13 protein-coding genes, 1 tRNA gene and 1 pseudogene are annotated in these 13,701 nt (G+C 58.6%); 5 read left to right on the forward strand and 10 right to left on the reverse strand.

What is annotated here, in order from left to right; genetic code table 11:
- Window positions 1-95: 95 nt before the first annotated feature.
- The 3 genes from ACRZ95_RS12810 to ACRZ95_RS12820 all read right to left on the reverse strand — a co-directional run bounded on the left by ACRZ95_RS12810 (window position 96) and on the right by ACRZ95_RS12820 (window position 1,607).
- Window positions 96-1,112 (reverse strand): Fe(3+) ABC transporter substrate-binding protein, encoded by a 1,017-nt coding sequence (locus tag ACRZ95_RS12810; RefSeq protein ID WP_170679005.1) that lies wholly within the window; start codon window positions 1,110-1,112, stop codon window positions 96-98.
- Between the two features lie 203 nt (window positions 1,113-1,315).
- A complete protein-coding gene (gene ykgO / locus ACRZ95_RS12815) occupies window positions 1,316-1,441 on the reverse strand; it encodes a type B 50S ribosomal protein L36 (RefSeq protein ID WP_008755722.1) in 126 nt (41 codons plus the stop codon).
- 91 nt (window positions 1,442-1,532) lie between these two features.
- Window positions 1,533-1,607: transfer RNA gene (locus ACRZ95_RS12820), tRNA-Val, on the reverse strand.
- A 147-nt stretch (window positions 1,608-1,754) separates the two neighbouring features.
- On the opposite strand from ACRZ95_RS12820, the gene ACRZ95_RS12825 reads away from it, so the two are divergent.
- On the forward strand, window positions 1,755-2,615 hold the full coding sequence (locus ACRZ95_RS12825) for an N-formylglutamate amidohydrolase (RefSeq protein ID WP_170550009.1): 861 nt from the start codon (window positions 1,755-1,757) through the stop codon (window positions 2,613-2,615).
- 3 nt (window positions 2,616-2,618) lie between these two features.
- On the opposite strand, the gene ACRZ95_RS12830 is transcribed toward ACRZ95_RS12825, so the two are convergent.
- Window positions 2,619-3,872, reverse strand: coding sequence for a DNA polymerase IV (locus ACRZ95_RS12830; protein ID WP_170679003.1), 1,254 nt, complete (start codon window positions 3,870-3,872; stop codon window positions 2,619-2,621).
- A gap of 388 nt (window positions 3,873-4,260) precedes the next feature.
- Window positions 4,261-4,965 (reverse strand): orotidine-5'-phosphate decarboxylase, encoded by a 705-nt coding sequence (gene pyrF / locus ACRZ95_RS12835; protein WP_170679001.1) that lies wholly within the window; start codon window positions 4,963-4,965, stop codon window positions 4,261-4,263.
- 139 nt (window positions 4,966-5,104) lie between these two features.
- Between pyrF and ACRZ95_RS12840 the strand changes: the two genes are divergently transcribed.
- The gene (locus tag ACRZ95_RS12840) at window positions 5,105-5,422 is read left to right on the forward strand and encodes a hypothetical protein (RefSeq protein ID WP_170641755.1); all 318 of its coding nucleotides are present in this window, start codon (window positions 5,105-5,107) and stop codon (window positions 5,420-5,422) included.
- On the opposite strand, the gene ACRZ95_RS12845 is transcribed toward ACRZ95_RS12840, so the two are convergent.
- Window positions 5,392-5,976, reverse strand: a complete 585-nt coding sequence (locus tag ACRZ95_RS12845; RefSeq protein WP_170641757.1) for an isopropylmalate isomerase — start codon at window positions 5,974-5,976, stop codon at window positions 5,392-5,394. The genes ACRZ95_RS12840 and ACRZ95_RS12845 overlap by 31 nt on opposite strands.
- A 191-nt stretch (window positions 5,977-6,167) precedes the next feature.
- Between ACRZ95_RS12845 and clpB the strand changes: the two genes are divergently transcribed.
- Entirely contained in the window at window positions 6,168-8,786 is a 2,619-nt protein-coding gene (gene clpB, locus ACRZ95_RS12850; protein WP_170678999.1) for an ATP-dependent chaperone ClpB, read from the forward strand.
- A 120-nt stretch (window positions 8,787-8,906) separates the two neighbouring features.
- On the opposite strand, the gene ACRZ95_RS12855 is transcribed toward clpB, so the two are convergent.
- The 3 genes from ACRZ95_RS12855 to ACRZ95_RS12865 form a co-directional block, all read right to left on the reverse strand.
- Window positions 8,907-9,506, reverse strand: coding sequence for an NAD(P)H-dependent oxidoreductase (locus ACRZ95_RS12855; protein WP_170678996.1), 600 nt, complete (start codon window positions 9,504-9,506; stop codon window positions 8,907-8,909).
- 145 nt (window positions 9,507-9,651) lie between these two features.
- Window positions 9,652-10,467: a cyclase family protein gene (locus tag ACRZ95_RS12860; RefSeq protein ID WP_170678994.1), complete on the reverse strand. Its 816-nt coding sequence runs from the start codon at window positions 10,465-10,467 to the stop codon at window positions 9,652-9,654.
- A gap of 128 nt (window positions 10,468-10,595) precedes the next feature.
- Complete coding sequence (locus ACRZ95_RS12865; RefSeq protein ID WP_170678992.1) at window positions 10,596-11,555, reverse strand: hypothetical protein; 960 nt, start codon at window positions 11,553-11,555, stop codon at window positions 10,596-10,598.
- A 198-nt stretch (window positions 11,556-11,753) separates the two neighbouring features.
- Here ACRZ95_RS12865 and msrP point away from each other — a divergent pair, with 198 nt between their 5' ends.
- Both msrP and msrQ read left to right on the forward strand, forming a co-directional pair.
- Entirely contained in the window at window positions 11,754-12,656 is a 903-nt protein-coding gene (msrP, locus tag ACRZ95_RS12870) for a protein-methionine-sulfoxide reductase catalytic subunit MsrP (RefSeq protein ID WP_170678989.1), read from the forward strand.
- Window positions 12,657-12,659: 3 nt separating this feature from the next.
- The gene (msrQ, locus tag ACRZ95_RS12875) at window positions 12,660-13,274 is read left to right on the forward strand and encodes a protein-methionine-sulfoxide reductase heme-binding subunit MsrQ (protein WP_170678988.1); all 615 of its coding nucleotides are present in this window, start codon (window positions 12,660-12,662) and stop codon (window positions 13,272-13,274) included.
- A 118-nt stretch (window positions 13,275-13,392) separates the two neighbouring features.
- Here the strand turns inward: msrQ and ACRZ95_RS12880 are convergent.
- Window positions 13,393-13,701, reverse strand: a pseudogene (locus ACRZ95_RS12880) (hypothetical protein); the annotation flags it as partial.

Consider the following 13,701-nt stretch of genomic DNA (forward strand, 5'->3'; position numbering starts at 1 on the left):
GTATATGAGAATAGTAGCTTTAAAATATAATATTGCAAAAGAAAAAGGGCGCGGAATTTACTGCGCCCTTTATACTTCCTAGGTATGGAGGACTCTTACTTCCAGCCAACCTCGTTAAAGGTCTTCTGCGCTTCGGGCAGGTTCTTGGCGACGGCCGACAGATCAACATCGTCTGCTTTGAAATCGCCCAGCTCGGCCACGGACTCGGAAACCGCGACGCCCTCGACCGTTGGGTATTCGTCGTTGCCGGCCGAGAAATACTGCTGCGCTTGATCGCTCGCCAGGTATTCCAGGAACTTGATGGCGTTGTCCTTGTGGGGCGCATTTGCGGCAACTCCGCCACCCGACAGGTTCACATGCGCGCCATTGCCGTCCTGATCCGGGAACACCCAGCCGATCACGTCACGCTCGGCCGAGACGCCATCGACGTCTTTCCGGATTGCGCGGGCAAAATAGTAGGTGTTGGACACGGCAAGGTCACACTCACCCGAAACGACGCCGCGCAGTTGGTCAGTGTCACCGCCTTGCGGGTCACGCGCCATGTTGGCCACGACGCCCTCGGCCCAGGTTTTGGCCGCTTCGGAACCGGCGTTTTCGATGATCGAGGCCAGCAGGGTCTGGTTGTAGACATTGGTGCTGGAGCGGATGCACAGCTGGCCCTTGTATTTGGGGTCCGCCAGATCAGCATAGGTTTGCGGCGGCTCAGTGACCGCGTTCTTGTTGTAGAAAATAATGCGCGCCCGCTGCGAGAAACCGAACCACTGGTTGTCGCTGTCCTGCAGGTTCGACGGGATACGCTCTTCCAGAACCGCGCTGTCGATGGTTTGCAGCACGCCCGCATTCTTCGCACGCTCAAGCCGCGAAGTGTCGACGGTCAGCAGAATATCGGCGGGGGAGTTCACACCCTCGGCTTCCATACGCGCGATCAGCTCGTCTGCCTTGCCTTCGATTCGGTTAATGGTGATGCCAGTTGCATCCTCGAAATCCGAATAGAGGCGCTCGTCGGTGTCGTAGTGGCGCGACGAATAGATGTTCAGCTCGCCTTCTGCTGCTGCGGATGTGGCGACCATGGCTGCAAGGCCAGCCGCGATACAGGTCGTGGATTTAAACATGATTGCTCCCAACATTGAGTATTCCACCGGGGTAAACCCGAGTTAAACACTCAATTAACGCATTGGATTTGGTTTGCAAGCGAAACCCGACAAAAATCGTGCGACATATGGGGCGCTTTGGTTAGCGACGCTGAACGAAGCCAACAGGCACAAAAAAAACCGCACCCAAAGGCGCGGTTCTTTCGAAGAGATATGTGCAGTTCTTAGCCTTGGCGAGCTTTGAACTTGCGCTGCGTCTTGTTGATCACGTAGACGCGGCCTTTGCGACGCACAATACGGCAATCACGGTGCCGGTTCTTGAGCGAGCGGAGCGAGTTCTTGACCTTCATGGGTCTGTCTCCAATCTGCGGCGCCTTCATCAAAGACGTGGCCAGCGCCTGGGTTTGTCGGGTGCCTCGGCGAGCCGAAGCAGTGAATAGATGGTGGGCGGTACAAGGATCGAACTTGTGACCCCTTCGATGTCAACGAAGTGCTCTACCGCTGAGCTAACCGCCCACGTCCCTTTGCGTGTCCTGCCCCATAACGAAATGGGGCGCGGATACCCGCGCCGGTAGCGGGGTCTATAAAAGGAGTCGCAAAGGGGTTCAAGGGGTTTGGAAGAACTATTTTCCAGTCTATGTTAATCCTGAACACGGAGAGACCATGAAGAACCCTTCCTATTTTCTGGATATGCCCGAAAACCGCAGTTCATGCGTGGTTTTTTCATCGCCGCATAGCGGCCGTGACTATCCAGAGGCGTTTCTGAAGCGTTCGGTTTTGGGGTCTGATGTGATTCGATCCTCGGAAGATGCCTTTGTGGATCAACTCTTTGCCTCGGCCTCGGATTTTGGGGCGCCGCTGATCAAGGCGGCGATGCCACGGGCTTATCTGGACCTTAACCGCAGCGCGGATGAGCTGGACCCGGCCTTAATTCAGGGTGCCAAACGGCAAGGGCACAATCCGCGCGTGGCCTCGGGGCTTGGGGTGATTCCCCGCGTGGTGGCAAATGGGCGGGCGATTTATCGCGGCAAACTGACCATGGATGAGGCGCGCCTGCGCATCGACACCTATTGGCGGCCCTATCACAGCCGCCTCAAGGCCCTGCTGGCGGAGTCACATGCGAAATTCGGGCAGGCGATTCTGGTCGATTGCCATTCGATGCCACATGAGGCGGTGGCCATGGCCAGCACCGCGCGCAACACACGCCCCGAGATCGTGCTGGGCGATCGTTTCGGTGCATCGGCATCAACCGAGATCGTGGACCGAATTGAGGCTGCCTTTTCCACGGCCGGATTGGTCGTCGCGCGGAACGCGCCCTTTGCTGGGGCTTATGTGACCCAAACCTACGGCCGCCCCGGTCGTCAACAACACGCGATTCAGGTTGAGATCGACCGCTCGATCTACATGAACGAAGATACGATCTCGCCCAATGCCAATTTCATGGCGTTCTCCAAGATACTGCGGCAAGTGATCGCCGAGATTGCCGAGATCGGTTCCGAACCGCAGCGGCTGGCGGCGGAATAGGCGCTACCGCAGCGCGCGGCCTTTCACAATTGCATCACTTCCGAACCGTTTGCGAATCTCATCCGTAGCGCGCTCGGCCTGAGACCTGCGCGTCGCATTGGGGTCCAGCAAGTCGCCCGAGATATCTGCCTGCTCCGCCGGGCACAGATCCGACAACCCGCATCCCAACAGACGATAGGGACCCTGATCTCCCACCTGATCAAACAGCCCGCGCGCCGTTCTATAGATGCGATCCGCGATCTGAGTTGCATCGCGCAGCGAAACGCGGCGCGTGATGATCTTGTGATTGGCCTTTTTAAGCTTCAGCGTTACCACCCGGCCCGCCAGATCCTTGGCCTTGGCCCGGTCAGAGACTTTCAGCGCCATGCGCCACAGATGCCCATCCAGTATCTCGAGGCGGGAGGTGTCTTCGAAAAACGTGGTTTCGTTGCTGATCGACTTCATCGGTTCATGGGCCGATACCCGGCGCTTGTCCTGACCGCGTGCCAGATGCCACAGGCGATACCCCATCGATCCGAACCGCGCGGTCAGCGCCTCCTGATCCCAGCGCAGCAGGTCCGAGAAGGTACGGATCCCAGCGCGTTCCAACGACTCCTGCGCTGCCGGGCCGATGCCCCAGATCAGCCTTACGGGTTTGTCGTGCAGGAAGTCAGCCGTCTCGGCCTTCCCGATCACGGAAAACCCACGCGGCTTGTCCAGGTCCGAGGCGACCTTGGCCAGAAACTTGTTGTGGCTTAACCCGATGGAGCCGGTCAGCCCCAGCTCATCCTTCATGCGCTTGACCAGACGCGCCAGCATCACCGCTGGCGGCGCGCCATGCAGACGTTCGGTGCCGGACAGATCGAGGAATGCCTCATCCAGCGACAAGGGTTCGACCTTGGGAGTCAGTTCATCCATCATCGCACGGATCTGACGGGATACCTCGACGTAGACCGACATGCGCGGTTTGATCACCACGGCGTCCGGACACAGTTGCAGCGCTTTGAACATCGGCATGGCCGAGCGCACGCCTCGGATGCGCGCCACGTAACAAGCGGTTGAGACGACCCCGCGTCTCCCGCCACCCACAATCACTGCCTTGTCCGCCAATTCAGGATTGTCGCGCTTTTCAACCGAGGCATAGAACGCGTCGCAATCCATATGTGCAATCGACAGATCAAACAGCTCGGGATGCGATTTCAGCCGCGGGCTACCGCAGGACGGGCATCGCGGCGCGTCCGGGAAACTGGTCAGGCATTCGCGGCAGATCGTGGGCATGGTTGCTTTTCCCGACCCGAAAAGGGTGGCTGCGGGTGTTCGGAGCTATAGTGTCTATCGGCTTTCGCGTGAACGCAACAGAGGCTTCGACAGTCTTCAGAAATCTGGCGGTTTGAGCAGAAAGTTGGACTGTCAAGAAAACCCCCCGCTTGGGGCGGGGGGAAGGTAACGAACCACAGGAAGAGGTAGTTCGTTGGGGAGTAACTCCGCCCCAGAATCGCTCAAAACGCTATATTTAGATAGGTGGCCGCGTTATTCCCTAAAACTTGTGCCAGGTTTGTGTGTTTTCGGGCACAGGGGGAAATCAGGGGAATATTCCCACTGTTGACCTAAGGTAAAGAAATCACTGCTGTTTCGGACGTCTGAGACGCTGAATCCCCGTCCGCGATCAATGGCGTGTCAATGATTTTAACTCGACCAGAACGGCCTCGGCTGCGGCTTTCGGGTCCTCCGCCTGATAGATAGGACGCCCGACAACAATATGATCCGCCCCATCTCCGATCGCACTGGCCGGCGTTGCGACGCGCTTTTGATCGCCCAGAGCAGCCCCGGCAGGGCGCACGCCCGGTGTCACGATCAACCGGCCCTCGGCCTGGGGCAGGGCGCGGATCAGCGCGGCCTCTTGTGGGCTGGCGATCACGCCATCTGCCCCGGCCTCCAGCGCTTTGGCCGCGCGCTCAACCACCAGATCCTGCACGTCGCCTGCCTTCAACAGGCTGGCATCCAAATCATCGCGGTTGAGCGAGGTCAGGATGGTGACTGCAAGGATTTTCAGGTCCTTGCCGGATGCGCCTTCTTTTGCCGCTCGCACCACATGCGGGTCGCCATGGACGGTCAGGAAATCCAGATCGAACTGCGCCAGACCACGCACAGCGTTTTCTACCGTGTTGCCAATGTCGAACAGCTTCATGTCCAAAAAGATGCGCTTGCCATGGTCCTGTTTCAGCTCATTGGCCAGAGCCAGACCACCGCCCGTCAGCATTCCCAGCCCGATCTTGTAGAACGACACCGCATCACCCAACCGTTCGGCCATCGCCAAACCTTGCAGAGCGTTAGGAACGTCAAGGGCTACGATCAGGCGGTCATCGGACATGTTGGGTCTCCTTGCTGGCAAACGACTGCCTCCTAGCGGGTTCGGGCGCAACTGTCCATGCAGGTCCGTCCAATCGAAAGAGGATGATCTGTGTTACAGTGGCTCAAATCGACCAATAGCTCATATGAAGGGACAGAAGATGAGAAAGCTTGCCTTGCTCGGAGTTGCGCTGATGATGGGTGCCTGCGATGAACCCGCCTCAGGCACATCTGACACAGGCGCGGCGCCCGCGCCGACCAATGACAACCTTCCTCTGGTCCGGGGCTACCGATCTGAGGATGATTGGTGCCAGCTTACAGGTGAGAGCGCCTTTACCGTCGAATTTCTGGATCACACCGCCGATCTTGTCTCGTGCCCGACCGGCAGCAGCGCTGAAAAATCCTTGGTCGAGACATATACGCTAGAGCCGGTGGCGCAAACCGGCGGCTATTCGGTATACTCCATTCCGCGTGGCTGACGGCGTCTGCCCACCCATGCTGCATTCGCCGCAATCAGGGCGATTCCGGACAGTTCCAGAAGCCAGTTCATTCGGATCGACATGATCTCGGCACCCAGAAAGGCATCGAAGTTGTGAAACCCGGCGGCGCGGATCAGCACAAAGCAGATCAGGGTGACAAAGCCGATCAGGGCGATGCCGACCTCTCGCAAGTTTTTACGAAGGAACCAGAGGCTGACAAGTGAGACCCAGAAGCCGCTGAACACGACCACAATGATAAAGCCGATCTGGACCGACCTGCGATCCTCGTACCAACCTTGCATCTGCGATAGGCAGCGGGCGCTGGCCGTAAGCGCGGACTGCAGATCCAGCTGTTTATTTACCATCAGCGCAAACAGCAGCAGCGCAAGGATCAGCCAAAACCACCGGACGTGGGAATTGCGCCTTGCGCGCAGGCACAGGAGCGCGGCAATACCGTATGCGGCAACCGTGAGCCAACCGATCACGCTTGGGTCGCCAATAGTGGGCGACCATTGTTCTGCAATGCAGCTGCGCAACGCAGTGGCTGAGATCATAAAGGCGCGCTCCTAAGACGGTTTTTTCGCAATTGACCGAGATTATTCAGGTTCCCAGCATGCATCATGTTATTCTGCCAAGACAATCTTGAATACACGCCGACATTACCCAAATTGAATGTGAGGCCTCAATCGACGCGTGCCGCCAAGCGGGCGCATCAAAACGGGGCGCTTGAGAAAAGGAGAATGCTATGGACTTGAACAAGTTCACCGAGCGGGCACGGGGATTCGTGCAGGCCGCGCAGACAATTGCGCTGCGCGAGGGGCACCAGAGACTGGAGCCCACACATATACTTAAGGCATTGATGGACGATGATCAGGGGCTGGCGAGCAACCTGATCACCCGCGCGGGCGGCGCGCCGAACCGCGTGGTTGAGGCCTTGGACGCCGCGATGGGGAAAATCCCGAAGGTCAGCGGTGACGCGAGCCAGATTTACATGGATGGCCAGACCGCCAAGGTTCTGGACGAGGCTGAGAAGATTGCCACCAAGGCGGGCGATAGCTTTGTGCCCGTGGAACGGGTGCTGATGGCTCTCTGCATGGTCAAATCCAAAGCCAAGGACGCTTTGGAGGCCGGGGCCGTTTCCGCTCAGAAACTGAACGAAGCCATCAATGATATCCGTAAGGGCCGCACCGCGGACACCGCTTCGGCGGAAGAGGGCTATGACGCGCTCAAGAAATATGCGCGCGATCTGACTGAGGCTGCGGCTGAAGGCAAGATTGACCCAATCATCGGGCGGGATGAGGAAATCCGACGCTCGATGCAGGTTCTGTCGCGCCGTACCAAGAACAACCCTGTTCTGATCGGGGAACCCGGCGTCGGTAAAACCGCGATTGCCGAGGGCATGGCCCTGCGCATCATCAACGGTGACGTGCCGGAATCGCTGAAAGATAAGAAGCTGCTTGCGCTCGACATGGGCGCGCTGATCGCTGGTGCAAAATACCGTGGTGAGTTCGAGGAACGCCTCAAGGCGGTTCTGACCGAGGTCACCGAGGCCGCCGGGGAAATCATCCTGTTCATCGACGAGATGCATACGCTGGTCGGCGCCGGTAAATCCGACGGCGCGATGGATGCCGCCAACCTGATCAAGCCTGCGCTTGCTCGGGGCGAGCTGCATTGTATCGGCGCGACCACGTTGGATGAGTATCGCAAATACGTGGAAAAAGACGCGGCCCTTGCGCGCCGGTTCCAGCCCGTGATGGTCACCGAACCGACCGTCGAGGACACGATCAGCATACTGCGTGGCATCAAGGAAAAGTACGAGCTGCACCACGGCGTGCGTATTTCGGATTCCGCATTGGTGTCGGCGGCGACCTTGTCGCATCGTTATATCACCGACCGGTTCCTGCCCGACAAGGCCATTGACCTTGTCGATGAGGCGGCGTCGCGGTTGCGGATGGAGGTGGACTCCAAGCCGGAAGAGCTCGATCAGTTGGATCGCCAGATCCTGCAGATGCAGATCGAGGAAGAGGCGCTGAAACTGGAAGACGACGCGGCCTCGAAGGATCGTCTGGAAACCCTGCAAAAGGATCTGGCCGATCTGCAGGAGCAATCGGCTGAGATGACCGCCCAGTGGCAGGCCGAACGTGACAAGCTCGCGGGTGCGCGTGATCTGAAAGAACAGCTCGACAAGGCGCGCGCTGATCTGGAAATCGCCAAACGCGAAGGCAATCTGGCAAAGGCAGGTGAGCTGTCCTACGGCATCATCCCCGAGCTTGAGAAAAAGCTGACCGAGGCCGAAAACGCCGAAAGCAACGCCATGATGGCCGAGGAAACGGTGCGCCCGGAACAGATCGCATCCGTGGTCGAACGCTGGACTGGTATCCCGACTGCCAAGATGCTGGAAGGGGAACGCGAGAAACTGCTGCGGATGGAAGACGATCTGCACTCCCGTGTGATCGGCCAGGATGCCGCCGTGACCGCCGTGTCCAACGCCGTGCGCCGCGCGCGCGCGGGCCTGAACGATGAAAACCGCCCGCTGGGCTCGTTCTTGTTCCTCGGGCCCACCGGCGTAGGTAAAACCGAACTGACCAAGGCCGTAGCGAACTTCCTGTTCGACGACGACAATGCGATGGTGCGCATCGACATGTCCGAGTTCATGGAGAAACACGCGGTTGCGCGTCTGATTGGTGCCCCTCCGGGCTATGTCGGTTATGACGAAGGCGGTGTGTTGACCGAAGCCGTGCGGCGCAGACCCTATCAGGTCGTGCTGTTCGATGAGGTTGAAAAGGCGCATCCGGATGTGTTCAACGTGCTGTTGCAGGTTCTCGATGATGGCGTACTGACTGACGGTCAGGGCCGTACCGTAGACTTCAAGCAGACGCTGATCATCCTGACGTCGAACCTCGGGTCTCAGGCGCTCAGCCAACTGCCCGAAGGTGCAGACAGCGCGCAGGCGCGGCGCGACGTGATGGATGCGGTCCGGGCACATTTCCGGCCTGAATTCCTGAATCGTCTGGATGAGACCATCATCTTTGATCGGCTCAAGCGGGCCGATATGGATGGCATCGTCGATATCCAGATGGCACGTCTGCAAAAACGTCTGGCGGCTCGCAAGATCGAGTTGGTTCTGGATGATGGCGCGAAACAGTGGCTTGCCGATGAAGGCTATGACCCGGTCTTCGGTGCGCGCCCGCTGAAGCGTGTGATCCAGCGCGCGTTGCAGAACCCCTTGGCCGAAGCGCTGCTGGCCGGTGAGATCAAGGATGGCGAAACCGTCCCCGTCACCGCTGGCGCTGAGGGCTTGATCATTGGCGACCGGCTGGGCACCTCAGACCGCCCCCGCCCGAATGATGCCGTGGTGCATTGATCAGAGCTAAATCAACACAAAGACCCGCGGCGATAGCGGGTCTTTCTTTGCCTCTTTTGTCTTAGATGAACGCCAAATGCTCAACCTCGTTTGGGGCTCTAAGCCTCTTTCGCGCTCCCATCAAATCGAGGGTGACCGAGGTGGCGGTAAGGTCAGGCCAGCGTTGTAGCTTTGCTCCAGCAGCGCTTCACGACGTTCTTTTGACCCTGTTGATCCATAGAGCATCTCCATCTTGCGTGGCGAAAACCCGAAATACCCGAATGTGCCCTGTGTCCAGAGTGTCTCTATAGCATTCAGATACCCGGCGTCCCTCATTTCGTCTGATCGTGCACCGGCGGGTATCAGCAAGACCCCGGATCTAGGTCGTTGCAGCGACTTTTCGCGATCGTCCAATTGATCATATGCCCAACCCCACGACCAGACGCGATCAACCCAACCTTTCATCATTGACGGCATCCCCCACCAGAACAGTGGAAAAGTCAGGCAGATCGCGTCTGCGCGAGAGACTCGTTCCTGTTCTGATTGAATGTCAGCGAGTGGCACGGACGTAGAATCCCTTTCAATGTCAGCCATGGACCAACGCGGATCGAAGCCCTCGGCATGCAGGTCAGCTAATTCAGTCGTATGACCGGCAGCCGTAGCACCATCTACGAACATCTGCGCTACGGCCGCAGTAAATGAGTCGGGGTTTGGATGATCGAGTACAGTTAAGACGTGCATGAAAGGGACTTTCTGAGGCAAGGTGGCTTTCCCGAGGCACGGTGCGCCCTCAAGCTAGCTTTTGGTCAAGCGCAAAGTCTGACAGCAGTGCGGATAAAGAAAGGCTCACCTGAATGGTGAGCCTTCGATTTGCGTATTTCCGTTCTCAGACCAGTGCAAATATCCGCGCCGGACCACCAGTGCCGCCTTTGTGTTTGGGGGCTCCGATCACCAGGGTGGCCCCGGCGGCTGGGACGCGGTCGAGATTGGCCAGACACTCGATCCCGAACCGGCCGGTGGGCAGCCAGGCGTAGTGGGTGGCGAAATCGGCGGACATGCCGTGATCCAGCGACAGCGTGTCGACCGCGATGGAGCGCGCGCCGGTTTCCTCCATCAGCATCTGGGCGGCCTCGACATGGAAGCCGGGATAGTGCTGCGCTTCTCCGTCGAAATTGCGAAACGCGTCGGTCGCCGTTTTTCCTCCCCAACCGGAGTGCATGGCGACGCAGGCGCCGTCAGGGATGTCTCCGTTCGCCGCGATCCACGCCTTGAGGTCATCAGGCGTCACGCGGGTATCGGCGTCTTCGGCGGCACGGGCGGCGATATCCACGACGCAGAGCGGTGCAACCAGATCGGTCACCGGGATCTCATCGACTGAGGTTCCGTCGGCCGAGAAATGCAGGGGCGCATCGATATGGGTGCCGGTATGTTCGTTGATCGACAGGTTGAACAGGTTGAACCCGTGATCCGCAAAGTTGAACGCCTGTTCGGCGGAGACGCCGGGTTCTCCTCCCCAAGTGGGAAACTCGGGGCTGAGGGTGTGGGTCATGTCCTCGACCCCACCATGCCCTGCGGCCAATGCCGCCGGAGCGCTCGCGCCCGTTGCGGCGGCTGCCATGCCAGTGGCTGCGGCGGCTTTGAAGAAGCTCCGCCGGGACAGCATCTTGTCTTTGACGGCATTCATTACGCAGATATCACACATTCGGTATCCTCCCTAATGGGCGGCAGGGTCGGGCGACCGGTGTCGCGGACCGTACCACCTGTCAGGCAGAGTGCCGCGCTGACCCCTTCTGTGTAAAGGGTGCTGTCTGTTGTGGCGCGCTGGGCGTCCTAGCGGAACTCACGGCTTTTACGCAGGGCGCGCAGCTCTTCCGAACTCATTTTTGGGCCTGAGCTGGTCGTGGCCTGCGGGGTGGGCTGAATCAATGTCTCAGTGCTTGGGGTCTTGCGCACGGTGCCACCGCTGAGGCGCAGATAGGCCAGAACCCCGCCGGCGCATTGATAGCTGAAGGCCCAACTGGCCAGAAGGGTATAGGCCACGACCGTTGCGATCATTGGCGCAGTGACTGAAAACGGAACCGCTCCGGTCGTCATCTCGCCGATCAATTGAACTTCGTCGACCAGAGTGCTCGGACCGTAGATTGCAGTAAGCCCGACGATAAACAGCGCAAAGAAAAAGACAGCACCGACAAAGCTGATCGCCACCACGGCGAAAAGCTGCAGAAAGAAAGCACCGAAATGGTTGAATGGCGTATAAGGGCGGCCATTGGGGTCCCGCCCGATCGAGGCCGCCGCAATCGGCACCAGAAACCCGGCCCTTAGCGCGCAGATCGCTGCAAAGAGCAGGATTACAACACCCGAGAACATCATGATATGCACGGGCGATAGGGTCGCGAAGAACGCGGCCGGGTCCTCGGGAACTCCGCCCCGTACGCTGACGGCACCGATGGAGAGCGCGGCGATCAGCGCGGCGGCCACACTGATCCCAATGGCTTCGACGGCGCCGTAGATAACCGCTGGAAAGACAAACTTGCGGTAACTGTTACTCGGAGAAACCTCGCAGGCCTGCAGGCCCAAACGGCTACCGACCAGCATTGGGATGACGCCCGAGGATGCGCCCACAAAGAACGAGATTAGAACCGACAGGCCCGGAATGAGCAGCCCGATCAGCGCGCTCAGTATACCGCCTATCAACCCGTAGACGATAAGCGCGACCAGCAGGACGGGAAAGACAATAATATAGCGCCACAAAACGGACAGCGAAAAAGGAAAGGCCTGAAATACGAGCACGGGACCAACTCTGATCAACTATTGGATGATTCCCGCATACTTGATTGAGACTGCTAGAACCAGCCGCCAAAAACGCCTTAGTCGCGGGCTGACGCAGTTGCGTTACAGTCTGTTCGCTCAATCGTGACGCCTGTTTCCTTGGCTCTGTGCTATCAGCGGACTACCTCACCCTGAGGCGGATTCACTACGGAGACCCAAATGGCGCATCGCTGGACCAACACTTTGACACATGCCGACGTCACCCCAAGGGCGGCGTTTCTGAACCGGCGGCAGGTTATGGCCGGGCTGGCAGGTGTCGGGCTGACCGCGATGGCCCGCCCTGCAGCTGCGCAACAAGCGCTGGAGCCGAACACCTGGGAAGAGATCACCGGCTACAACAATTTCTATGAATTCGGGACTGGAAAGGACGACCCGGCCAAATATGCCCATACCCTCGTGACCGAACCCTGGAGCATTCAGATCGACGGTCTGGTGGATCGCCCCGGCACCTATGACTTCAAGGACATCATGTCCGAGATGACAGTCGAAGAACGCATCTACCGCTTCCGCTGTGTCGAGGCCTGGTCGATGGTGATTCCGTGGAACGGGTTCGAACTGGCCGACCTGTTGAATATGGCGGGTGTGCAGGAGGGTGCGAAATACGTGGCCTTTGAGACCGCCTACCGTCCCGATGAGATGCCCGGTACGCGCTTCCCGATTCTGGAATGGCCCTACCGCGAGGGTCTGCGTCTGGATGAGGCGCTGCACCCGCTGACCATCATGGCGACAGGCATCTATGACCGTCCGATCCCGAACCAGAACGGCGCTCCGCTGCGGTTGGTGGTGCCGTGGAAATACGGGTTCAAGTCGATCAAGTCGATCGTGAAGATCACTCTGACCGAGGATGAGCCACCCACCAGCTGGAACATGTCCGCTCCGCGCGAGTATGGCTTCTATAGTAATGTGAACCCGAATGTGAACCATCCACGCTGGTCTCAGGCGTCCGAGCGCCAGATAGGTGGCGGTCTGTTTGCCAAGCGTATCCCGACCCTCATGTTCAACGGTTATGAACAAGAGGTCGCCAGCCTGTATGAAGGTATGGACCTCAAGGAATACTATTGAGCCATGCAAGCCGTGAACCAGGCCATACGCAAGATCCCCGTTTGGGCAGTCTATCTGGCCGGGGCCCTTCCGGCCCCTTGGTTCCTGTATCTTGCGCTCACAGGGGGGCTCGGGGTCGAGCCGATCACAGCGCTCGAACATAGGCTGGGTGAGCTGGCCCTGCAGCTGCTCATTCTTGGCCTGGCGGTAACCCCGCTGCGCCGGCATCTTGGCTTGAACCTTATGAAGTTCCGCCGAGCAATCGGCGTGCTGGCCTTTTCCTATGTCGCGCTGCACCTGCTGGTCTGGTTGGTGTTGGACGTTCAGCTGCTTGGCCAGATTTGGGCTGATATCCTCAAGCGGCCCTATATCACTGTCGGCATGGCGGGGTTCATTCTCTTGCTGCCTTTGGCGGTGACATCGAACAATTGGTCGGTGCGAAAACTTGGCCCGCGCTGGCGCAAGTTGCACAAACTGGTCTATCCGGCTGTTCTGCTTGGCGGTATCCATTATGTGATGCTGGCGAAGGGTTTCCAGCTCGAGCCACTTTTCTATCTCGCCGCGATCATCGGACTGCTGCTTGTGCGTCTGCCGATACCGGGCTTGCTGACTCGCCTGAAGCAGGCCGATTCCGCGTAAGCTTTGATCGAGTCTGTGGGCAACTGTGTGAACAATGATCTGAAGGCAGTGATTCCGGGTGGTCGGAGAGGTGATTGAGGGTGTTTGGGCAAAAGAACTTCTCGTTAAGTATCTGATTCTATGTTTTAAAATAGGGATTTGGAATTTTTCCCCACTTTTTTGCTTTTTCCACTTGCGGCTTTGTGGGGTAAACCTTAGAACCCCCTTCACCGGCGCTGCTGAGGCGCTGGGGCGCTGCTGAGGCGGCGGGGACGCTCAGGATAGACTGGGGGCATCTGAGGTTGAGTTTTAGGCGGGCGCGCTGAGGGATTGGCGCAACGGTCTGGTTTTTGGCTCTGGGTGTTTGTTCTTTGACATTGATGGATAACTGAAGAGATATGTGGGCGGTTTGGTTCGTTTCGACGGATTGAATGTCTGTATATCGCGC

The sequence above is a fragment of the Ruegeria sp. AI3 genome (genome assembly GCF_056541245.1).

What these genes read in the sequence shown, in the direction of transcription:
- pyrF (WP_170679001.1), bottom strand. Translation starts at nt 4,965, where the DNA reads ATGTCCGATGACCGCCTGATCGTAGCCCTTGACGTTCCTAACGCTCTG.
- ykgO (WP_008755722.1), bottom strand. Translation starts at nt 1,441, where the DNA reads ATGAAGGTCAAGAACTCGCTCCGCTCGCTCAAGAACCGGCACCGTGAT.
- ACRZ95_RS12825 (WP_170550009.1), top strand. Translation starts at nt 1,755, where the DNA reads ATGAAGAACCCTTCCTATTTTCTGGATATGCCCGAAAACCGCAGTTCA.
- ACRZ95_RS12860 (WP_170678994.1), bottom strand. Translation starts at nt 10,467, where the DNA reads ATGTGTGATATCTGCGTAATGAATGCCGTCAAAGACAAGATGCTGTCC.
- ACRZ95_RS12855 (WP_170678996.1), bottom strand. Translation starts at nt 9,506, where the DNA reads ATGCACGTCTTAACTGTACTCGATCATCCAAACCCCGACTCATTTACT.
- ACRZ95_RS12845 (WP_170641757.1), bottom strand. Translation starts at nt 5,976, where the DNA reads ATGATCTCAGCCACTGCGTTGCGCAGCTGCATTGCAGAACAATGGTCG.
- ACRZ95_RS12830 (WP_170679003.1), bottom strand. Translation starts at nt 3,872, where the DNA reads ATGCCCACGATCTGCCGCGAATGCCTGACCAGTTTCCCGGACGCGCCG.
- msrQ (WP_170678988.1), top strand. Translation starts at nt 12,660, where the DNA reads ATGCAAGCCGTGAACCAGGCCATACGCAAGATCCCCGTTTGGGCAGTC.
- ACRZ95_RS12810 (WP_170679005.1), bottom strand. Translation starts at nt 1,112, where the DNA reads ATGTTTAAATCCACGACCTGTATCGCGGCTGGCCTTGCAGCCATGGTC.
- ACRZ95_RS12840 (WP_170641755.1), top strand. Translation starts at nt 5,105, where the DNA reads ATGAGAAAGCTTGCCTTGCTCGGAGTTGCGCTGATGATGGGTGCCTGC.
- msrP (WP_170678989.1), top strand. Translation starts at nt 11,754, where the DNA reads ATGGCGCATCGCTGGACCAACACTTTGACACATGCCGACGTCACCCCA.
- clpB (WP_170678999.1), top strand. Translation starts at nt 6,168, where the DNA reads ATGGACTTGAACAAGTTCACCGAGCGGGCACGGGGATTCGTGCAGGCC.